Source organism: Halomonas sp. 3H, assembly GCF_024206005.1.
GTDB classification, from domain to species: Bacteria; Pseudomonadota; Gammaproteobacteria; order Pseudomonadales; family Halomonadaceae; genus Halomonas; species Halomonas campaniensis.
On record NZ_CP100360.1, the window covers coordinates 1,273,763 to 1,292,918 of the forward strand.

At 68.0% G+C, this 19,156-nt stretch carries 19 protein-coding genes; 9 read left to right on the plus strand and 10 right to left on the minus strand.

Annotated elements, in window-relative coordinates; all coding sequences use genetic code 11:
* The first annotated feature begins 4 nt into the window (after nt 1–4).
* The 3 genes from NFC98_RS06025 (at nt 5) to NFC98_RS06035 (ending at nt 2,900) form a co-directional block, all read left to right on the plus strand.
* Nucleotides 5–814, plus strand: a complete 810-nt coding sequence (locus NFC98_RS06025) for a hypothetical protein (protein ID WP_254277211.1) — start codon at nt 5–7, stop codon at nt 812–814.
* A complete protein-coding gene (locus tag NFC98_RS06030) occupies nt 811–1,959 on the plus strand; it encodes a hypothetical protein (protein WP_254277212.1) in 1,149 nt (382 codons plus the stop codon). The genes NFC98_RS06025 and NFC98_RS06030 overlap by 4 nt, the downstream gene beginning before the upstream one ends.
* A gap of 80 nt (nt 1,960–2,039) precedes the next feature.
* Nucleotides 2,040–2,900, plus strand: coding sequence for a sensor domain-containing diguanylate cyclase (locus tag NFC98_RS06035; protein ID WP_254277213.1), 861 nt, complete (start codon nt 2,040–2,042; stop codon nt 2,898–2,900).
* Nucleotides 2,901–2,916: 16 nt separating this feature from the next.
* On the opposite strand, the gene NFC98_RS06040 is transcribed toward NFC98_RS06035, so the two are convergent.
* Nucleotides 2,917–3,393: a nucleoside deaminase gene (locus tag NFC98_RS06040; RefSeq protein WP_254277214.1), complete on the minus strand. Its 477-nt coding sequence runs from the start codon at nt 3,391–3,393 to the stop codon at nt 2,917–2,919.
* 413 nt (nt 3,394–3,806) lie between these two features.
* On the opposite strand from NFC98_RS06040, the gene NFC98_RS06045 reads away from it, so the two are divergent.
* Entirely contained in the window at nt 3,807–4,028 is a 222-nt protein-coding gene (locus NFC98_RS06045) for a hypothetical protein (protein ID WP_254277215.1), read from the plus strand.
* Nucleotides 4,029–4,328: 300 nt separating this feature from the next.
* Here the strand turns inward: NFC98_RS06045 and NFC98_RS06050 are convergent, their stop codons facing one another.
* Entirely contained in the window at nt 4,329–4,478 is a 150-nt protein-coding gene (locus NFC98_RS06050; protein ID WP_254277216.1) for a hypothetical protein, read from the minus strand.
* A gap of 161 nt (nt 4,479–4,639) precedes the next feature.
* Here NFC98_RS06050 and NFC98_RS06055 point away from each other — a divergent pair, with 161 nt between their 5' ends.
* A complete protein-coding gene (locus NFC98_RS06055; RefSeq protein ID WP_254277217.1) occupies nt 4,640–4,999 on the plus strand; it encodes a hypothetical protein in 360 nt (119 codons plus the stop codon).
* A 162-nt stretch (nt 5,000–5,161) separates the two neighbouring features.
* Here the strand turns inward: NFC98_RS06055 and NFC98_RS06060 are convergent, their stop codons facing one another.
* The 4 genes from NFC98_RS06060 to NFC98_RS06075 form a co-directional block, all read right to left on the minus strand.
* Entirely contained in the window at nt 5,162–6,223 is a 1,062-nt protein-coding gene (locus NFC98_RS06060) for a DctP family TRAP transporter solute-binding subunit (RefSeq protein WP_254277218.1), read from the minus strand.
* Nucleotides 6,224–6,264: 41 nt separating this feature from the next.
* Entirely contained in the window at nt 6,265–7,551 is a 1,287-nt protein-coding gene (locus NFC98_RS06065) for a TRAP transporter large permease (protein WP_254277219.1), read from the minus strand.
* A gap of 13 nt (nt 7,552–7,564) precedes the next feature.
* Nucleotides 7,565–8,077, minus strand: a complete 513-nt coding sequence (locus NFC98_RS06070; protein WP_254277220.1) for a TRAP transporter small permease — start codon at nt 8,075–8,077, stop codon at nt 7,565–7,567.
* Between the two features lie 378 nt (nt 8,078–8,455).
* Entirely contained in the window at nt 8,456–9,376 is a 921-nt protein-coding gene (locus NFC98_RS06075) for a MurR/RpiR family transcriptional regulator (protein WP_254277221.1), read from the minus strand.
* A gap of 149 nt (nt 9,377–9,525) precedes the next feature.
* Between NFC98_RS06075 and NFC98_RS06080 the strand changes: the two genes are divergently transcribed.
* Genes NFC98_RS06080 through NFC98_RS06090 form a run of 3 tightly spaced genes read left to right on the plus strand, consistent with a single transcriptional unit; the run spans nt 9,526 to nt 12,937 of the window.
* Nucleotides 9,526–10,749 (plus strand): diaminopropionate ammonia-lyase, encoded by a 1,224-nt coding sequence (locus tag NFC98_RS06080; RefSeq protein WP_254277222.1) that lies wholly within the window; start codon nt 9,526–9,528, stop codon nt 10,747–10,749.
* Nucleotides 10,742–11,971: a Zn-dependent hydrolase gene (locus NFC98_RS06085; protein ID WP_254277223.1), complete on the plus strand. Its 1,230-nt coding sequence runs from the start codon at nt 10,742–10,744 to the stop codon at nt 11,969–11,971. The genes NFC98_RS06080 and NFC98_RS06085 overlap by 8 nt, the downstream gene beginning before the upstream one ends.
* 48 nt (nt 11,972–12,019) lie before the next feature.
* Nucleotides 12,020–12,937 carry an N-carbamoyl-D-amino-acid hydrolase gene (locus NFC98_RS06090; protein WP_254277224.1) on the plus strand — a complete coding sequence of 306 codons (918 nt, stop codon included), beginning with the start codon at nt 12,020–12,022 and terminating at the stop codon, nt 12,935–12,937.
* Between the two features lie 5 nt (nt 12,938–12,942).
* Here NFC98_RS06090 and NFC98_RS06095 read toward each other — a convergent pair whose 3' ends face one another.
* The 4 genes from NFC98_RS06095 to NFC98_RS06110 all read right to left on the minus strand — a co-directional run bounded on the left by NFC98_RS06095 (nt 12,943) and on the right by NFC98_RS06110 (nt 17,627).
* Nucleotides 12,943–13,545, minus strand: a complete 603-nt coding sequence (locus NFC98_RS06095) for a hypothetical protein (protein ID WP_254277225.1) — start codon at nt 13,543–13,545, stop codon at nt 12,943–12,945.
* Between the two features lie 229 nt (nt 13,546–13,774).
* Nucleotides 13,775–14,182, minus strand: coding sequence for a hypothetical protein (locus NFC98_RS06100; protein ID WP_254277226.1), 408 nt, complete (start codon nt 14,180–14,182; stop codon nt 13,775–13,777).
* A gap of 73 nt (nt 14,183–14,255) precedes the next feature.
* Nucleotides 14,256–16,487, minus strand: a complete 2,232-nt coding sequence (locus NFC98_RS06105) for a bifunctional diguanylate cyclase/phosphodiesterase (protein ID WP_254277227.1) — start codon at nt 16,485–16,487, stop codon at nt 14,256–14,258.
* 126 nt (nt 16,488–16,613) lie between these two features.
* Nucleotides 16,614–17,627: a hypothetical protein gene (locus NFC98_RS06110; protein WP_254277228.1), complete on the minus strand. Its 1,014-nt coding sequence runs from the start codon at nt 17,625–17,627 to the stop codon at nt 16,614–16,616.
* Between the two features lie 147 nt (nt 17,628–17,774).
* On the opposite strand from NFC98_RS06110, the gene rmuC reads away from it, so the two are divergent.
* A complete protein-coding gene (gene rmuC / locus NFC98_RS06115) occupies nt 17,775–19,154 on the plus strand; it encodes a DNA recombination protein RmuC (protein WP_254277229.1) in 1,380 nt (459 codons plus the stop codon).
* Nucleotides 19,155–19,156: the final 2 nt, after the last annotated feature.

The following is a 19,156-nucleotide window of genomic DNA, read 5'->3' on the forward strand; positions in this document are numbered from 1 at the left end:
GGCGATGGCACGCAGGGGCGCTCTTTTTCCGGTTCTCTCGTGGCACCTCGCCCTGCCGGTGTTGGTGCTGCTGCTCTGGTCGCTGGCGGATGGCGCCTGGGCCCGCTGGCTCTTCCTGCCCGCCTGGGTGCTGGCCACCCAGCTGATCGCCGCCGGCAGCCTGGAGGCGGCCCGCCTGCGCCGCCGTGCCTGGCTGGGACAGTACCTGCGTGACGGCTCCCCCTGGCATCGTCGTCTGCGCGGCGGCGCCGTGATGGTGGCCCGCCACCAGCTCCTCGGCGCCCTGCTGGCGCTGGTGCTGCTGGTGAAGTTGCGGGGGCTGCCCCTGACCGCCTGGCCGCTGCTGCTGGCGGGGGCGGTCGGCATCGCGCTTGCCCGGGGCTGGCTGCACCAGCGCCTGGCCCCGCACGTGATAGAGGCGCGTCTGCCGGCGGTCACCCGTCGTCTGCTGGTGGGACCGGTCGCGGGCCTGCTGGCCCTGGCGCTGGTCGGGATGACCCTCTGGCTGCCCCAGCCATGGCTCGTCGACCTGGGGTGGGAGGCGGCGCTCCTGCGCCACCTGCCGGCCGGCGAGGGCGGATCGCTGCTCACCTTCTTCGAACGGCTGGCGGCCGCCGCCGAGATCACCCGGGCCTGGGCAATGCAGAATGCCGAGGCGCAGCTCTCGCTCGGAACGCCGCTGGCGCTGCTGGGGTGGCTGCTGATGCTGCTGACCCAGGGCGCCCTTGCCTGGGCCTTCGTGCGTCTGCTGGTCGGTGCCGATGCGCTGCGCGGCGAGGGAGCAAGCAGTCGGCGCCTGGAGGAGCACCCATGAGCGACGCGACCCTGCCTCGTCGGGAGGGGCAATCCCTCGCGCGCGGCTGGCACCGCTGGGGGCTCTCGCTGCTGGCGGTCCTGCTGCTGCTGGTGCTGCTCGAGGGCGGCCACCGCTGGCTGGAGTCGCGCAGCCAGGCGCCGCTGTTCCGGGTGATCGTGGCGGGGGAGGCGCTGACCCTGGATGCCGAGACCCATGCCGACTTCACCCAGGACCTCGCGACGCTCAGCGGCGAGACCCAGACGCGGCTCGTGGGGGGCATGGCGCCCTGGTGGGAGGCGCGCCTCGAGGCGGCCTTCGCCCCGCTGGCCGCCGCGGTGCCGTCCTACCTGGACTGGTACTTCTCCGCGCCGGGCAGTTACCAGCGGCTTGCGGTGGCCCTCGTCGGTGACCTGGATGCGTGGCTGGACGAGCAGCTCCACGAGCGGCTGGTGGCTCCCGGCGGCATCGAGGCGGCGCTGGCCGAGCTCCAGGCGGACTACCCCGAGCGCCTGGCCCGCGAGCAGCAGGCCCTCGCCGCGGGCCTGGCCGCCACCCTCCACGAGCGCTATGCCCCGCGCCAGGCGGCGGCCGATCCGGGGGAGGGCGAGAGCCTACATCTCGATCTGGACGCCGTGCTACAGCACGCTCTGGATGAGGGCCTGGACCGCTCGCGCTGGCAGGCGGCGGCGGTGGGAGGAAGCGGGGTGGGGCTGGTGGCGGGCCGAGCCCTGGCCGGTCGGCTGGGGGCCGGGGCGGCGGTGCAGGGCAGCCGGGTGGCGCTGCGCAGCCTGGCACTTCGTGTGGGCGCCGGTACGGCGCGCTCCCTGGCCAGCGGCGGGGCGGCGGCGGTGGCCACCTCGCCGACCGGTCCAGGCGCCCTGGTGGCGGGCACCCTGACCGCCGCGGCGACCCTGGCCGGCATCGCCGGCAGCGAGTACGTCCTGCTCAAGGGACAGGAGATGCGTTATCGCCCGGCCATGGAAGCGCAGCTGCAGGCGGCCCTCGACGAGGCCCGTGCCTCCCTGGCCCTGAGCCTCGAGGCCGCCACCGCCGCCACGGCACGGGACCTGGAGTCGCGGTTGAGTCGCGCCGTCTTGCCGGATGGTGCGACGGGTGAGGCAGGTAATCAGACGCCCGAGACGTACCGTATCCTCGGCAGGTGAGGCGGTGCGCCTCGGGATTCCTACCGTCTCCCGTCAAGGTCGGGATACACTCGATGTTCGCGAACCGGACGCCCTGACCCATGCCCGTTGATCTGCAAGCCCTCTATCCCAAGCTGGTCCACCTGATGCTGGACACGGTCTTCGTGGTCGACAGGGACAATCAGATCGTGTTCGTGAGCGATGCCTGTGAGGCACTGCTCGGTTACCGTGCCGACGAGCTGACGGGCACGACGATCACGAATTACATGCATCCGGACGATCTGGCGGCCTCTCTGGCCTCTATCACCCGGGTCATGAACGGGCAGCCCCACGTCGATTTCCGTAACCGCTACCTCCGCAAGGATGGCGGTATCGTGCATATCCTGTGGTCTGCCCGCTGGTACGAGGAGGAGGGGGTGCGGATCGGTGTCGCCCGGGATGTGACGGCCCTCAGGCAGGCCGAGGACGAATTACGCTACCTCGCCCATCATGATGCGCTCACGGGGCTGACCAACCGGTCGCTGTTCTATGATCGACTGGACTCGGCGCTGCATGCGGCCCACCGCCATCGGAGCGGCCTGGCGCTGCTGTTTCTGGATCTCGATGACTTCAAGCTCATCAATGATGCCCATGGCCATGCGGTGGGAGATCGCGTGATCTGTACGGTGGCACGACGGCTGGAAGGCTGCGTGCGCGAGACGGACACCGTGGCGCGGATGGGCGGCGATGAATTCACCGTCCTGCTGACGGACATCCACTCGACGGATGCCGTCTCGAGGAAGGTGGAGCAGATCCTCGCGGTCCTTTCCGAGCCTCTGGGCGGCGAACTGCACGGGATCGCGCCCTCCTGCAGTATTGGCGTGGCCTGCTATCCCGCCGACGGGGAGGATGCCGACACCCTGCTGAGCCATGCGGATGGCGACATGTACCGGATCAAGAGGCACCGCTCGGCCGCTCGGTGATGAGCGGCCTGGCAAGTCAGGCGCCGTGCAGGCGGCGGTGCAGGGTGCGGATTCGCTCGGCGAAGGCCGGCACCGGCCCCTCGACCACGGCATTGGGCACCACCTGCCGGATCGGCAGCGGTGCCACCGGCGCCGGCGAAGCGCCGATCTCCGTAAGCCATCCCGCGAGCTGCTCCGACGAGCTGGCATAGACGATGCGCCCCAGGCCCACCCAGCCGTGGGCCGCCGCGCACATGGGGCAGTGCTCGCCGGAGGTATAGACGGTGGCCCGCGCCCGCTGCGCGGGCGTCAGGTGCTCCGCCGCCCAGCGCGCCAGGAAGAACTCCGGGTGCCGGGTGGCATCGCCGCCGGCCACGTGGTTGTGGTCCTCCGCCAGCACCTCGCCATCCCCGCTCACCAGCACCGAGCCGAAGGGCTCGTCGCCAGCCTCCAGCGCCTGCTCCGCCAGCGCCGCGCAGCGCTCCAGGTAGGCCATGTCCGTCTCGTCGATCATCGTTCGGGCTCCTTGGGTTTCCGAGTCCCCCAGCATACGCCAACCACGCCGTTGGCCAACCCAGGCCAGCCCCATGGTGGGGCGGTCGGGCTCGGTCCCGGGAAGAAAGGCAGCAGCGGTGGGTCACGGCAACACCATGCCGGATGGGGCAGGCGTTGCGGATGGCCATTGAGGACGCTCCCGTGAGTATCAAATAATCATGAGGTTGGTTGGGTTATGGGGCGGTTGGAGGGAGCCGGGCGCGTGAGTCTTCAAGGAGCTTCGCGGATAACATTGCCGATTGATATACACTGTACCGTACGGTGGCTGCTGGGGCCGCTTGTCGCGAGAATCCCAAGGAGAGGTGGCAGCATGGGGGCGCGTCAATCCAGCCTCGCCAGGTGTTTTCTGTTCTCTTTCAACAGGAGAAGCCCATGCAGGATATAAACCGCCTTGAGGTGGGCATGACCACAAGGATTGGTACGAATCAGGTTCAGCAGCCTGAGGTGGGCAGGGAATATGTTCGCGGCCTCGATACCAATAGCTGGCTACTGTTTACCGAAGACCCTGCCGAGGACCGCACCGTTGTTGTTCGCATTGATAGAATCGACGGTGATGTGTGCCATTGTACGGTCACAAGAAAGCTGACTCGATAGCAGCTCTCTGACCCGTATCTCGACTCTGGGCCATGGCCGACTCCCCGTACCATGATCAACCGCTTGTTGCCCGTCATCGCCGCGCGAGCCTAACCTGATCATGGTGCGATGCTGGCGGCCCAGCCAGTCCCTGCTGTGCCTGACCCGTCGACCCGGCAGTACGTCTTGTGCTGTTGCGCCAGGGGACGACATTTTCCTGCCGTTTGTTTCTTGCCTTGTATTCGCCATTGGCCATTGCCAGGTTCTGGCGAATGATCCCGTTAGCACTGTCTCCGCACGAGATGTCCTAACCTGGGCGACTTATGAAGGATCGGGCGGCGGCTGCCGTGCGGCCCGCTCGCGGTCGCGGCGTCGCTGGCGGGCCAGGGCGTTGCCGTTGGCCAGGTGGGTCAGGAATTTGATTTCCTCGTCGCTCAGCGGTTCGCGCTGGCGTCGAACGCCCTTGCTCATGGCGGCTTGCCTGCTCGGTGGGGTCGGTTTCCCAGCCGACGCTATTCCCGGCAGGTGACAGTGGCGTCACAGGGCGATGACAGCCAGATGGCAATGGCAATGTCGGCAGCGGCGCCCCCGGATGCCACACTGGGGTGATCCCTTCCCATCAGGAGCGCGCCATGAGCAATGGACCCTACGGGCAACTCGCCTGCCGCTGCGGTGCGGTATCGCTGCTGGTATGCGGTGCCCCCCTGGGCGTCGCCCGGGATTCCGCAGGCGCACCCGTGACCTTCTGGCCGCTCTCGGCCATCCAGCTCGGCCAGGGCGGCGACGAACTCGAGCTCTTGCCGGATGAGCGTGGCGGCGAGGCCTGGCACTGCCGGCGCTGCGATGAGCGCCTGCTACATGCCGATGATGAGGCCGATGTGGCGGTGCTGGCGGGGCTCCCGGAGGACACCGATGGAACCGACGTGGCGCTGACCACCTCGCGGCAGCGCCGGCTCGAGGCGCTGGGCTATCGGGTGGCGGCCGACTCGTAGCGGTGGATCATCGGCTATGGACTGGCACGCCGGGTCGGGGATGTCACGAGGGAGGGCGGCTTCCGTGAGGTGACCGCACTCGAAAGGGGAGATGCCTTGGCATCTCCCCTTATGGTTATGGCCCGGGCTGTTGCCGGCCCATCGGCCCGGCAACAGTCAGGCTTACTGGCTCGCCTCGTCGATGGCGGCGAGCATGGCATTGAGCAGTTCGGTGCCCGTTTCGCCATAGCGGTCCTCGATCACCTCGCGTACGGCGGGCTGAGCGGCCGTCACGAAGGCCTCGCGTGCCTCGGGGGTGATGGCGTTCACCGCCATTCCGTCGGACAGCTTGGGCAGGCCGCTTTCGGAGGCCTCGATGATACGCGACATGGAGCGCCCCGCATCCACCGCCACCTTCGAGGCCCAGTCGATGATCTGCTGGTGCTCTTCCGGCAGGCCGTCGTAGAAATCATCGTTGATCAGCCAGAGGTAGGGGGTGATCAGGTGGTTGCTGATGGTCAGGTAGCTCTGTACCTCATCGAAGTTGGCGAAGGCGGTCTGCTGGATCGGGTTCATTTGCCCATCGGCCACGCCGGTCTGCAGGGCGGTATAGACCTCCGACCATGCCAGCGGCGTCGCCCGGGCGCCCAGCGCATTGATCATGGCCTCGTGGGTCGGCAGCGTCATGGTACGAATCCGCAGCCCTTCCATGTCGGCGGGCGAGGTGATCGGTCGCTCCGAGTTGGTGAAGTGGAAGAAGCCGCCGCTGTCGAGCAGGCCGAGCAGCTTGAGCCCGTCGGTCTCGGCTTCCAGGTCGGCGGCCAGCATCTGGCCGAAGTCGCTGGAGAGGTCGATCACCTCGGTGGCCACCCCGATGTTGGGAAAGGCGAAGGGGATGTCGAAGATGCCGATGCGCGGGTAGTGCTCGGCGATGCCGCCGGCCGACGAGATCGACGACTCGACGATGCCCTGGCTGACCTGGTTGATGACGTTGGCGTCCTCGCCCAGCTGGCCGGCGGGGTAGACCTCCACCAGCAGTTCGCCGTTGCTGGCGGTTTCCACCAGCTGCTTGAATACCGCGGTCATGGCACCGGAGTTGCTCGCCGTCGCCTCCGGGGGATTGAGGTGGGCGATGCGCATGGTGGTGGCCGCCTGCGCCGACACGCTCGCCAGCAGGGTCAGCGAGAGGGTGGCGGTGGCAAGGGTCCGGCGCGAGAACATGACGGAGCGGAAGGTATGGGACATGGATGACTCCTTGGTGGCAAAGGGTCCGCCAGGTGCCGGCATCAGCCGGCCAGCCCGAGCAGACGGGGGAAGAACAGGGTGATGGGCTGCCAATAGGCCGCCACGACGAGCACCAGCAGCTGCACCAGGATGAATGGCCACAGCGAACGGGTGATGGACTCGATGCGCTCGCCGGTGACGGAGGCCAGCACGAACAGGCAGGCACCGACCGGGGGCGTCATCAGCGAGATGGTCAGGGAGAGGATGATGATCATGCCGGCGTGAACCGGCTCCATGCCGATCGCCAGGGTCAGCGGCGCCAGCACCGGTGCCAGGATGATCAGCGCGGCGTTGATGTCCATGAACAGCCCGATGAACAGCAGCAGGGCGATGATCATGGCCACCACCACGGCCGGGTTCTCCGAGATCGACAGGAAGCCGCTGGCGATCAGCTGCGGGATCTGGTTGAAGGTCATCCACCAGCCGAGGATCGACGCCGAGGCGATGATCAGGAAGATCACCCCCGTGATCAGGGTGGTGCGGGCGAGCATCTGGTAGAGATCGCGCAGGCCGATGTTGCGATAGACCACACACCCCACGAAGAGCGCGTAGAACACGGCCAGCGCCGCGGCTTCGGTAGGCGTGGTGATGCCGGTCAGGATCGCCGTCAGGATGAACACCGGCAGGATCAGCGCCAGCAGGCTGTAGCGGAACTCCCGGAGGATGCGGGCGAGGCTGGGGCGGCGGTCATCCTTGGGCAGGTTCAGGCGACGGGCGGTCGCGGCGATCAGGCACATGCAGACCAGGCAGAGCAGCAGCCCCGGAATGATCCCCGCGGCGAACAGGCCGGCGATCGACACGCCCATCAGCGAGCCATAGATGATTGCCAGGGTGGACGGGGGAATGATCGGCCCGATGATCGAGCCGGCGGCGGTGACCGCGCAGGCGTAGGACCCCGAGTAGCCGGCCTTCTTCATGGCCGGCACCAGGGTATTGCCGAAGGCGGCGGCATCGGCGGTGGCCGAGCCGGTGAGGCCGGCGAACATCACCGAGGCGAGCATGTTGGAGTGGGCCATGCCGCCGCGCAGCCAGCCGACCAGCGCCTGGGCGAAGTTGACCAGGTTCATGGTCAGCCCGGAGCGGTTCATGATCTCGCCGGCGAGGATGAAGAACGGCATGGCGAGGAAGGGGAACAGGTTGAGCCCCGAGAAGAAGCGATCCGGCACCATGGCCAGGAAGCGCATGCCACCCGTGTCGAAGATGCCGATCATGCCGGCGACTCCCAGCACGATGCCCACCGGCATGCCGAGGAACAGGAGAACGAAGAAAGCGGAAGCGACGATCAGCATGAGGCGTGTCCTGTCAGGCGCGTGCTTGGGCAGGCTGAGGGGCCCGCTCCAGGAGGTCGCGGGCGGCGGCGAGGGCGAGCTGCAGGCAGGCCAGGCCCGAGGCGATGGGGATGATCAGGTAGGGGTAACCGCGGGGAATGCCGAAGATCATGGTCGACTGGTTGAAGCCTCGCTCCACATAGGTGAGCCCGTGATAGAACATCACCGCGAAGAACAGGATGCCGATCAGGTCGAAGGAGAGCGCGAGACCCTTCCTCACCCGTTGAGGCAGGCGATCGAAGATCACCAGCATGCCGACATGCTGGCGCTTGCAGATCCCCAGGGAGATTGCCAGCAGGGCCACCCAGATCATCAGGTAGCGTGCGAGTTCTTCGGTGAAGGTGAGGTTCCAGGGCAGGACATAGCGGGAGAGGATGCCCAGCCAGACGGTGACGACCAGCACGGACAGCAGCGCCACGGCACAGCGCTCCACCCAGAGGTTGAGCGCTTCACTGATTCGGGTGAGTCGATGGAGGAGGGTGGTCATGTCGGTGGAAGCTCTTGGCGAATTGTCTCTTCAACTCCATTCAATAAGCGTTCCAGTTGGCGTGTTTCTTTTTAAAAACAGGTCATTGAAAGTTCGGCCCCGGCGAGAGAAAGGGCCGGTGGTTTTGATTCTTGCGGTATCATGGTGCGCGCGATGCACCGTGATGATGCATCGATGAAATGTGGGGAAGGGGCGTGGGATTGACAGGTAAAAGCGGGGGATATGGCTGGAGCAATTCAAGCGCTGCAAGGGAGAGTTGATAAAGATAAATACAGGGAAGTAGGCGAAATCATAAAATCATTCGCCATATATAACAAGTAGATATGATGAAGTGCCTTCTGGGAAGAAAGCACCTTGATTGTCGGATGGATTTTCCTGTTACGAGTCGGGCTTTCCCAGATTGCGTTGCGAGAGCCAGCTCAATGCGTCGAGCTCGTCGAGCTCGTCGTGCAGTGTTTCGATGCACTTGAGCCGTTCCTGGCCTCGGTTTATTTCGTGATGGAACAGCGAGGTGCAGAGCAGGTTGATCACGCTCATGGCGGCCGAATAGCTGTCAAAGAGTGACTGGGAGCGCACCTCGCAGGTGAGGGTCCAGGTAGCATGGTGGGTCGGCTCTGCCGCCGAGGGGTCCGTCAACAGCAGGGTGCGGGCTCCCTGCTGCCGGGCGATCTCCAGGATGCGCGTGACCATGCCCACGCGGCGCCGCATGCCCACCATGATCAGCACGTCATCCTCGGCGATGTCGACGAGGTCCTCGGCCAGGGTCTGACCCGTTCGGGGGAGCAGCGCCACATCGGGCCGCACGATCTGCAACTGCAGCTGCAGGTAGCCGGCGATCATGTGGCTGTTGCGAAACCCGGCCACATGCACGCGCCTGGCGCGGGCAATGGCATCCACCGCATCGCGCAGGCGGTCCGGGCGAATGGCCTCCAGGGTGCGGGTCAGGTTGTGGCTCTCCTGGGCCAGGTGGTCGGCAATCGGCTGGCTTGGCATGCCGCTGCCGCCTTCTCCGCCGGCCGTGGTGCCGGAGGAGAGGTAGACCGGCGAACCCCATCGCTTGGCATCCCGCGCCTGCTGGCGCGCCTCGTTGAAGTCCCGGTAGCCCAGTCGCTGGAAGAACCGCGAGGCCGCGGCCCGTGACGTGCCGGCCGCCTCCGCCAGTTCTCCGGCACTGTAGGTGGCGATGTCACCGGGAAAGCTCAGCAGCAGGTCGCCCAGGCGTTTCTCCGCCGGTGGCAGGGCGTCGTAGTGGGCGTGAATCCTTGCCTCGAGGGGCTGGGCATCATGGGATCTGGTCATGGGGCGATGATGGCATGCCGTGAGAAGATTGGAAACCAATTTTCAAACGTTGACATGTTGAAAATAATATTTCAGATTGAGGGGCAACCGATCGAAAACGTTCAACCCGCCGCTTCCGGCCCGGCCTGCCGCCTGCTCCAAGGATGCCCATGCGCCCCCTGATCCCCCATGACACCGTGCTCCATTTCGCCAACCCCCGCGTCCGACGAGGCGAGCCGATGGGCGAACGCCCCCGTGCCGTGCTGACCCAGTCCGGGATGATCGAGGCCCGCGACGAGATTCGCCGCTGGCCGGGCTACGCCCCCACGCCGCTGATCTCCCTGGCTGGCCTGGCGGCGGCTGCCCGGGTCGACAAGGTGTTTTACAAGGACGAGGCGCACCGCTTCACGCTCAACAGCTTCAAGGCGCTGGGTGGCGCCTATGCCGTACTGCGGCTGCTGAAGTCGAAACTGCCGGCCGGCGCGACCACCGACGACCTGCTGGCGGGGCGCTACCGCGAGGCCGTCGCCGACATCACGGTCTGCTGTGCCACCGATGGCAACCACGGGCGTTCCGTGGCCTGGGGAGCGCAGCAGTTCGGAGCGCGCTGCGTCATCTACCTGCATGCCACGGTCTCCCGGGGCCGTGAGGATGCCATCGCGCGTTTCGGGGCCGAGGTGCGTCGGGTGGGGGGGAACTATGACGATTCCGTCCGCCAGGCGGCACGCGACGCCGAGGCGAATGGCTGGTACGTGGTCTCCGACACGTCCTACCCGGGCTACATGACGGTGCCGCGGGATGTCATGCAGGGCTACACGGTGATGGTCGACGAGGCCGTCCATCAGCTCGACGCGCCGCCGACCCACTGCTTCATCCAGGGCGGCGTCGGTGGGCTGGCCGCGGCCACCCTGGCTCAGCTCTGGGAAGCCTATGGCGCCGACAGGCCGCGGATTGTGGTGGTGGAGCCGGACCAGGCCGCCTGTCTCTATGCCAGTGCCCGTGCCGGCACGCCCACTGCCGTGGCGGGGGAGCTGGAGACCCTGATGGCGGGGCTGGCCTGCGGTGAGGCCTCCCTGCTCGCCTGGGAGGTATTAGATGAAGGCGTCGACGACTTCATGGCCGTGAGCGACGCCGCCGCCGTGGAGGCGATGCGGCTCCTGGCGGACGGGGTCGGTGACGATGCCCCGCTGGTGGCCGGCGAGAGTGCAGTGGCCGGGCTGGCCGGGCTGCTGATCGCCCGTCAGGACCGCGAACTCAGCCAGGCGCTGGGGCTGGATGAGCACAGCCGGGTGCTGCTGATCGGGAGTGAAGGGGCCACCGACGAGGCGGTCTATCAAGAACTGGTGGGCCGCTCGGCGGCCGAGGTGATGGCGGAGGCCGATACCCATGCGTGATGCCCTTGAAATCAATGGCCGCCGCCTGGCGGCGAGACTGGAGTCCCTGGGCGAGATCGGCGCCCTGCCCGGCGGCGGGGTCTGTCGGCTGGCGCTTAGCGAGGAGGATCGCCAGGGGCGCGAGCGGGTCCTGGCGTGGATGCGTGAGCTGGGACTCGAGGTCAGCGTCGATGCCATGGGCAACCTCTTCGGGCTGCGGCCCGGCCTCGAGGCGGGCCCGCCGGTCATGACCGGCTCGCATATCGATACCGTGCGCACCGGTGGCCTCTACGATGGCAACCTGGGCGTGCTGGCCGGCCTCGAAGTGCTCGAGACCCTCAACGACGCCGGCATCACCACCCGTCGCCCGCTCTGCGTGGCGGTGTTCACCAACGAGGAGGGCGCCCGCTTCGCTCCGGACATGATGGGCAGCCTGGTCTACGTGGGCGGCATGCCACTGGAGGAGGCGCTGGCCACCCGGGGCATCGATGGGGAACGGGTCGGCGACTGCCTGGAGGCGATCGGTGCAAGGGGAGAGCCCCCGGTGGGCGCACCGAGCGTTCATGCCTTCGTGGAACTGCACATCGAGCAGGGCCCGGTGCTGGAGGAAGCCGGGGTGACCATCGGGGCCGTGGAGAAGGTGCAGGGCATCTCCTGGACCGAGTTCACCTTCACCGGCACCTCCAACCATGCGGGCACGACGCCGATGCGGCTGCGTCACGATGCGGGCTATGCGGCCATGGCCACCGCCACCTTCGTGCGGGAGCTGGTCACCCGCATCGGCGGCGACCAGGTCGGCACGGTGGGCTCACTGGAGATCGCGCCCAACCTGGTGAATGTGGTCGCCAACCACGCCCGTTTCACGGTGGACCTGCGCAATACCGACAACCAGCGGCTGCAGCAGGCCGAGCAGGAGCTCGCCGACTGCGTGGAGCGGCTGGCGGTGCAGGAGGGCATCCAGGTCGAGCGCCGCACCCTGGCCCGCTTCGACCCGGTCCCCTTCGATGCGGCCATGGTAGACCGCGTGGAAGCCAGCGCCCGGGCGCTTGGCCATTCGGTGATGCGCATGCCGAGCGGCGCCGGCCATGATGCCCAGATGCTGGCGAGGGTCTGCCCCACCAGCATGATCTTCGTGCCAAGCGTCGGGGGCATCAGCCACAACATCAACGAATTCACTGCCTTCCATGACCTCGAAGCCGGTGCCAACGTGCTGCTGCAGGTGCTGCTCGACCTGAGCGAGTGATAGCGAGAAGCGTGCAAGCCTCCCATTCGGTCACCACAAGGAACTTCCATGAGCCGCAAACTCATCGTGGGCGCTGCCCAACTGGGCCCCATCGCCCGCCAGGACACCCGCCGCCAGGCCGTCAACCGGATGGTCGAGCTGATGCGACAGGCTCATGCGCGTGGCGTGAAGCTGGTCGTCTTCCCGGAGTTGGCGTTAACCACCTTCTTCCCGCGCTGGTACTTCGACGACCCGGCGGAGGTGGACGCCTTCTTCGAGCGTGAAATGCCTGGCCCCGAGACCCGGCCCCTGTTCGAGACGGCACGTGAACTCGGAATCGGGTTCTATCTGGGCTATGCGGAGCTGGCGTGTGAGGCCGGGCGAGCGCATCACTTCAATACCTCGATCCTCGTCGATGGTCGCGGCGAGGTCGTGGGCAAGTACCGCAAAGTGCATCTCCCCGGGCACCATGAGCATGAGCCCTGGCGCCCGTTCCAGCATCTCGAGAAGCGCTACTTCGAGCCGGGCAATCAGGGATTCGGGACCTGGCAGGCCTTCGGCGGGACCATGGGCATGGCGCTGTGCAACGATCGGCGCTGGCCCGAAACCTACCGCATGCTCGCCCTGCAGGGGGCAGAGCTGATGATGCTTGGCTACAACACCCCGATCCACTATCCGCCGGTGCCGACCCATGATCACCTCCAGGGCTTCCATAACCACCTATGCATGCAGGCGGGTGCCTACCAGAACGGCATGTGGGTAGTGGGGGTGGCGAAAGCCGGGCGCGAGGAGGGCTGCGACCTTCTGGGCCAGAGCTGCATCATCGCGCCTACCGGCGAGATCGTGGCCATGGCCGGCACGGTCGAGGATGAGCTGATCACCCACGAATGCGACCTGGACCGCACCCGCGAGATCCGCGAACACATCTTCAACTTTGCCCTTCACCGCCGCCCTGACACCTACGGCCTGCTCACCGAGCCGATGTAGGGGCTTCAGGCCTCCCGCAGGTCGCAGCTGACCGCCGGGTTGAAGGGCTCGAGGTTGCCGCTAGGGTTGTCGCGGAACCAGACGTGCTGGTCGTAGTGGGGCTCGAAGCCGTGGGCCTGGTCACCGGGAATGGCCGGGTCGTCGGCCATGTAGTCCCAGGTGCGGCCCAGAAAGCTCGGCGGCTCGCCGTGGCCGGCCTCCTGCCAGGCTTGGGCAAACACCAGGTTCTCGACCCCCACCAGCACCATGCTGCCGTCCGCCTGGGGCTCGTAGAGCAGGATGGCGGGGTTCATGAAGTCGGTATGGGTGCCGGCGCCGTTCACCCGCGGTTCGGTAGCGGTGATGCCTAGCAGGTCCGGCCGCAGGTAGTGGATGCCCATGTGACCGAGCGCCGGCGGCAGGCCGTGCTCCCCGGCCTTTACGCACTCGCCGGAGGGGTCCGGGACATAGCCCTCCGCCAGCGCCACGTTCACGTCCTCGAAGCGTTCCGCCGCCGCACGGATCGCCGCGATCGTCTCGGTGATCTCATCGGCCTGGCTGCTGCCGGCAGGCACGCCTGCCGCGGTCAGCCCGACCACGATGACGCCACTCCACAGGATGCCACGCATGACAGTCTCCTCCGGATGATGCCGTGTCGCCGAGGCCGTGGTGGCCGCGGTCGGGCACGACGCTGGCCCCTGCGCCGGTGGGCGAGGGGCCAGGGTGGGTAGGGTCTATCTCCTTGACTATAGCCCCGGCGCGGGGGCGCCAGCGGCTGATAAATGCCCCGTGCCGGGCATCAGCGGGATAGGGTCGGGGAAATGATCGAGGAGTGGGCGAGAGGACACTCAAGGGCGCTCAGGTGAGGTGCTTGAAGCCCTGCAGCAGGTAGCGCGATGCGGTCTGCCAGCGCGAGGCATCGGGGGGCGACGGCGTGCGGTCCAGCGCGGTGATGGCCTGGCCCAGGGCCTCGAGGATGACATCCAGATGATGGTGGCAGAGGGTGCTGTCCAGGTCGCCGGGGCAGCGGGCCAGGAGCTGGTTGCAGGCGTCCCGGGCGTCCGCCAGGGGCCGGTGGGCCGGGTCGTGGTCGTCGGTCTCGTTGCAGCAGGCCTTCAGGTCGCGGCAGAGCATGCCGAGCATGCGGGTGTCGAGCCAGCAGGGCAGGCCGTCGCCGGCCTTGCCGGCCATGGAGTCCTTGATGGCGCGGAAGGAGACCTGAAGGAAGACGGCGGTGTAGTACGCCTTGGGGCGCTCTGTGCTCATGGAGGCCGGCTCGGTGATTTATTAACAATGAGAATCGTTATCGATGATAGGCGCCTCGCGGCGCCACTGTCAATCAACGGTCGTCGGCGGGCTCGGGCAGTCGGTCGGGCAGCGCCTTGAGGCGCTCCAGCGGCACGGGGCGCGAGAAGCGGTAGCCCTGCAGCAGGTCGCACTGGCGGCGCACCAGGTCCTGCTGCTGCTCGCGGGTCTCGATGCCCTCGGCTACCACCACCAGGTCCATGTGGTGGGACATGGTGATGATCCCCTCCACGATGGCGGCGTTGCTGCGGTTGGTGGTGATGTCATGGACGAAGGCGCGGTCCAGCTTGACCTTGTGGATCGGCAGGTCGCGCAGGTAGCTCAGGCTGGAGAAGCCGGTGCCGAAGTCGTCCAGGGCGACACGGATGCCCAGCGCCTTGAGCCGGTCGATCAGCGCGATGGCCTGGTCGGCGCCGTCCAGCAGCAGGCTCTCGGTCACCTCCAGCTCCAGCAGCTCCGGCGGCAGCCCGCTCTCGGCCAGGGCCTGCTGCACGTCCTCGAGGAAGCCGTCGCGGCGGAACTGCAGCGAGGAGATATTGACCGCCACCGGCAGCATGCGCCGCCCGTCGGCGAGCAGCTCGGCGGCGTCGTTGCAGGCGCGCTCAAGCACCCAGCGCCCCAGGGGGATGATCTGCCCGGTCTGTTCGGCCAGCGGGATGAAGTCGCCGGGAGAGACCATGCCGCGGCTCGGGTGGTGCCAGCGCAGCAGCGCCTCGAGCCCGCGCATGCGGCCGCTGCCTGCCTCCACCACCGGCTGGTAGTGGAGCTCGAACTGGTCGCCCTGCTGCAGGGCCACCTGCAGGTCGTGGCGCAGCAGCACATTGCGCCGGCTGATGCGCTGCACGTTGCCCTGGTACCACTGCCAGGTGTTGCGCCCCTGCTGCTTGGCCTCGCCCATGGCCAGGTCGGCGCGCTGGAGCAGCTCGTGGGCGTGACGGGCGGTGTCGTCGCTGCCGGCGATGCCGATGCTGGCGCTGATGTGCAGCGCCCGGCCCTCGATCTCGAAGGGGGCGGCCAGCCCCTCGATCAGCCGGTCGGCCAGGGCGTTGGCGGCCTCGCGGTCGGGCAGGTCGGGCAGCAGCAGGCCGAACTCGTCGCCGGTCAGCCGGGCCAGGGTCTGGCCCTCGCCGAGGGGCTGGCGGAGTCGCTCGGCCACCGCCATCAGCAGCCGGTTGCCGATATGGTGGCCCAGCCCCTCGTTGATGGTCTTGAAGCCGTCCAGGTCGAAGTGCATCACCACCGCCAGCGCCCCCTGCTGCCGGGCGCGGGCGAACGCCTGCTCCAGCCGCTCATCCAGCACGCTGCGGTTGGGCAGGCCGGTCAGCAGGTCATGGGTGGCCTGGTAGGCGATCTGCGCCTCGTGGTCGCGCTGCTGGGTGATGTCCTGCTGGATGCCGATGAAGTGGGTGCAGGTGTCGTGCTCGTCGAACACGGGGCTGATCGACAGCCGGTTCCAGAAGGTAGTGCCATCCTTGCGGTAGTTGAGCAGGGTGACGTCCACGTCGCTGCGCTCGGTCAGCGCCCGGCGGGTGGCCTCCACGGCGTCGGGGTCGGTCTCCGGGCCCTGCAGGAAGCGGCAGTTGTGGCCGAGCACCTCCTCCGGCCGGTAGCCGGTCATCTCGTAGAAGGCCTGGTTGGCATAGACCAGCGGGGTGTCGGGGCGCCGGGCGTCGGCCATCACCACGCCGTTGGGCGTCGCCTCGATGCCCCGCTGCAGCAGGCGCAGCGAAGCCTCCTGCCGCTTGCGTTCGGTGATGTCGCGGTCGCGAAGGATCGCCAGGGCCAGCAGCGCCGCCGCCTGGCGCAGCTTGCGCCGGCTGGGCTCGCCGGGGGCAATGGGGGAGCGGAAATAGGTGCCGAAGGTGCCCAGCAGCTCGCCCTGGGCGGTCAGTACCGGGCTCGACCAGCAGGCGCGCAGCCCCTCGGCCCGGGCGGCGTCGCGGAAGGCGTCCCAGCGCGGGTCGGTCTCGATGTCCTCGGTGAACACCGGCTGGCGCAGGAAGGCGGCGGTGCCGAAGGAGGCCACGCCCGGCCCGACCGGGACGTCCTGCAGCCGCCGGGTGTAGCGCGGCGAGAAGCGTCGGCTGGGAGTCAGGCTGAGGGTGCAGTGGCGCGGGTCGTAGCGCATGAAGGCCACCACCGCCTCGGGCAGGATGATGCCGATCCAGCGGGCGATGGCGTCCAGCGTCTCGCCCAGCGGCACCTGCTGGGCGATCAGCTCGTGGACCTCCTGCTGTGCCTCCATGGACGAGAGTTCGTCGATCATTTCCCTGGCCTCCTGCGTGCGGGCGAGCGGATCCTTCCGCCTCATGTCGGTCGAGACTGGAGGCCTATCCTGCCGGATCATGTCGCCGGCGAACAGCGGCGATCCCGACAGCGGTTAATCGGCCGGTCACAGCACGGTGCGATCGAACTGGCGGCGGAAGTACATCTCCAGGCGCAGGTTCACCTCCCAGCGGGTGTCATAGTCGACCTCCCGCGGGAAGTGCAGGGCGGGGGCCACGTCCAGGAAGAGGATGCCGCGGTGCACGTCGCGACGGTAGCGCACCTCCAGGTAGCTGTCCTCGATACGCGGCCGGGAGCCGCTCTCCCCCAGCACGGCGGCGGTGTAGCGCAGCGCGCTGCGCCGGTTGAGGCGACGGTTGAGCTCGGCTGCCTCGCTGAACTCCAGCTTGTCGACCTCCTCGCGCCACTGCACGTTGGTGATGAAGCGCAGGTGGCGCTGCTCGTCCAGGGGGCGGCCAAGGTCCCAGCGGGTGCGGGCGGAGTAGCCGTCCTTGTTGAACCAGGAGAGGCGGTTGTCGCTCTCCAGCTGCCAGGGGCCGTCGTCGAGGGTCCACAGGCGCTGGCTGATTACCCGGGCGTAGGGATCCAGCGGCAGGCGCACGCGGATGCCGGCGCCGACCTGGGTGTTCCAGCGTTCGGTCTTGTCGCGGCGGCTCAGCCGGTTGAGACCGATGCGCAGGCTCTCGACGCCGCTGATGCGCTCGTCGGTCAGCTGGTCATCCTGCTCGGCGAGGGTGCCGCGGGTCTCCTCGGGCTCGCTCTCGATGATCAGGCGCAGCCGCTCCTCGGTGGTGGGCAGGTCGAGGCGGAAGCGCACCCCGAGGTCCTGGTCGAGGGACTCACCCTCGCGCCACCGCCAGGCCTGGCTGAGGCGCAGGTAGGAGTCGGACTCCACGGTGAGCGCATCGGTGGTGCCGAAGAAGCCGTCGATGCGCCGCGAGGAGCTGTCGACCCAGCGCGAGACGCTCTCGTGGAAGGGGTCGATCTGCTCGTTGGCCCAGGCCGGCAGGTCGCTGTCGTTGTCGATGTCCGGCGTGGCGTCGCCTTCCAGCGGCGCGGCGGTATCGGCCTGGGCCCCCAGGGCGGCGCAGGCGACCAGTGCCATTAGGACCTTTCTCATCCGTGGATTCCCTTGTCTGTTCCCCGCCTGCCAGTCTATCCGCGAACGGCGGCGGCGTCGCCCGTGCCGTGCCACCCGCCGGTGGACCGCTCCGGCGCGGCTGGGTACGCTTCCTGCCAGCGACCCGCCCGATCACGGAGTGATGCCATGACCCTGTCCCCCCCGCTGCTTGCCGCCCTCTCGGCGCTGCTCGCCTTTCTGGTGGCCCTGGGCCTGGCCGGGCTGGTGGCGGTCCGGCGTCGCGAGGTCCTGCAGGAGCGCCTGGCCGAGCTGCGCGAGGCGCTGACCACGGCGAGCACCCAGCGCGACGAGGCACGGGAGAGCCGCGAGCGCTACCAGGCCTGGTGGCAGCAGGAGCGGGCCGAGCGGGAGCAGCGCGCCGCGGCGCTCGCCGAGCTGCAGGCGCGCCATGCCGAGCTGGCCACCACCCTGGAGCAGCGTGAGCACCACTTCGCCCAGCAGCTGCAGCTGCTCAGGGAGAGCCGCGACCAGCTCCGGCAGGAGTTCGAGAACCTGGCCAACGAGATCCTCGAGCGCAAGGGGCGGGCCTTCTCGGAGCTCTCCCAGCGCAACATCAGCGGCCTGCTGCAGCCGATCCAGGCGGAGATGAAGGGCTTCCGCGAGCAGGTCGAGACCCTGCATCGCCACGACACCGAGCAGCGCGCCGGCCTGCGCACCGAGCTCAAGCACCTGCAGGCGCTCAACCGTGAGATCACCGATCAGGCCGACCGCCTGACCCAGGCGCTGCAGGGGCAGAAGAAGATCCAGGGCAACTGGGGCGAGCTGATGCTGGAGAACGTGCTGGAGGGCTCCGGGCTGCGCCCGGACAAGGACTACCGGCGCGAGGTGAGCTTCAGCACCGACAACGGGCGCCGGCGCCCCGACGCCATCGTCTACCTGCCCCAGGGCAAGCACCTGGTGATCGACGCCAAGACCTCGCTGTCGGCCTACGTGCGCTACGTGAACGCCGAGGACGAGTCGAGCCGCCGCCAGGCGCTGGCCGAGCACGCCCGGGCGGTGGGCGAGCGCATCACCGAGCTGGCCGACAAGCACTACTACGACCTGCCGGGGCTCAACTCGCCGGAGGTGGTGGTGATGTTCATCCCGGTGGAGTCCGCCTACGTGGAGGCGCTGAAGTACGACGAGACCCTCTTCCAGCGCGCCATCGAGCACAACGTGCTGGTGGCCACGCCCACCACCCTGCTGACCAGCCTGAACATCGTGCGCCAGCTGTGGCGCTTCGAGGACCAGAGCCGCCACAGCGCCGAGCTGGCCAGCCGCGCCGAGCGCTTCTATGCCAAGCTGCGGGGCTTCCTGGAGAGCATGGAGGACGTCGGCAAGAAGCTCGACGGCGCCCGGGACAGCTACGACCGGGCGATGGGCCAGCTGGTCAACGGTCGCGGCAACCTGATCAAGCAGACCGCCGAGTTCCAGGAGCTGGGCGTGGCGGTGAAGCGCGAGCTGCCGGCGGCGCTGGTCGAGCGCGCCCGCCTGGAGCTTGACCACGCCCCCGAGCGCAAGGGCTGAGC

Excerpts from the sequence above, each read along its gene's own strand:
- NFC98_RS06025 (WP_254277211.1), top strand. The coding sequence starts at position 5 with ATGGCACGCAGGGGCGCTCTTTTTCCGGTTCTCTCGTGGCACCTCGCC.
- NFC98_RS06030 (WP_254277212.1), top strand. The coding sequence starts at position 811 with ATGAGCGACGCGACCCTGCCTCGTCGGGAGGGGCAATCCCTCGCGCGC.
- NFC98_RS06035 (WP_254277213.1), top strand. The coding sequence starts at position 2,040 with ATGCCCGTTGATCTGCAAGCCCTCTATCCCAAGCTGGTCCACCTGATG.
- NFC98_RS06040 (WP_254277214.1), bottom strand. The coding sequence starts at position 3,393 with ATGATCGACGAGACGGACATGGCCTACCTGGAGCGCTGCGCGGCGCTG.
- NFC98_RS06045 (WP_254277215.1), top strand. The coding sequence starts at position 3,807 with ATGCAGGATATAAACCGCCTTGAGGTGGGCATGACCACAAGGATTGGT.
- NFC98_RS06050 (WP_254277216.1), bottom strand. The coding sequence starts at position 4,478 with ATGAGCAAGGGCGTTCGACGCCAGCGCGAACCGCTGAGCGACGAGGAA.
- NFC98_RS06055 (WP_254277217.1), top strand. The coding sequence starts at position 4,640 with ATGAGCAATGGACCCTACGGGCAACTCGCCTGCCGCTGCGGTGCGGTA.
- NFC98_RS06060 (WP_254277218.1), bottom strand. The coding sequence starts at position 6,223 with ATGTCCCATACCTTCCGCTCCGTCATGTTCTCGCGCCGGACCCTTGCC.
- NFC98_RS06065 (WP_254277219.1), bottom strand. The coding sequence starts at position 7,551 with ATGCTGATCGTCGCTTCCGCTTTCTTCGTTCTCCTGTTCCTCGGCATG.
- NFC98_RS06070 (WP_254277220.1), bottom strand. The coding sequence starts at position 8,077 with ATGACCACCCTCCTCCATCGACTCACCCGAATCAGTGAAGCGCTCAAC.
- NFC98_RS06075 (WP_254277221.1), bottom strand. The coding sequence starts at position 9,376 with ATGACCAGATCCCATGATGCCCAGCCCCTCGAGGCAAGGATTCACGCC.
- NFC98_RS06080 (WP_254277222.1), top strand. The coding sequence starts at position 9,526 with ATGCGCCCCCTGATCCCCCATGACACCGTGCTCCATTTCGCCAACCCC.
- NFC98_RS06085 (WP_254277223.1), top strand. The coding sequence starts at position 10,742 with ATGCGTGATGCCCTTGAAATCAATGGCCGCCGCCTGGCGGCGAGACTG.
- NFC98_RS06090 (WP_254277224.1), top strand. The coding sequence starts at position 12,020 with ATGAGCCGCAAACTCATCGTGGGCGCTGCCCAACTGGGCCCCATCGCC.
- NFC98_RS06095 (WP_254277225.1), bottom strand. The coding sequence starts at position 13,545 with ATGCGTGGCATCCTGTGGAGTGGCGTCATCGTGGTCGGGCTGACCGCG.
- NFC98_RS06100 (WP_254277226.1), bottom strand. The coding sequence starts at position 14,182 with ATGAGCACAGAGCGCCCCAAGGCGTACTACACCGCCGTCTTCCTTCAG.
- NFC98_RS06105 (WP_254277227.1), bottom strand. The coding sequence starts at position 16,487 with ATGATCGACGAACTCTCGTCCATGGAGGCACAGCAGGAGGTCCACGAG.
- NFC98_RS06110 (WP_254277228.1), bottom strand. The coding sequence starts at position 17,627 with ATGAGAAAGGTCCTAATGGCACTGGTCGCCTGCGCCGCCCTGGGGGCC.
- rmuC (WP_254277229.1), top strand. The coding sequence starts at position 17,775 with ATGACCCTGTCCCCCCCGCTGCTTGCCGCCCTCTCGGCGCTGCTCGCC.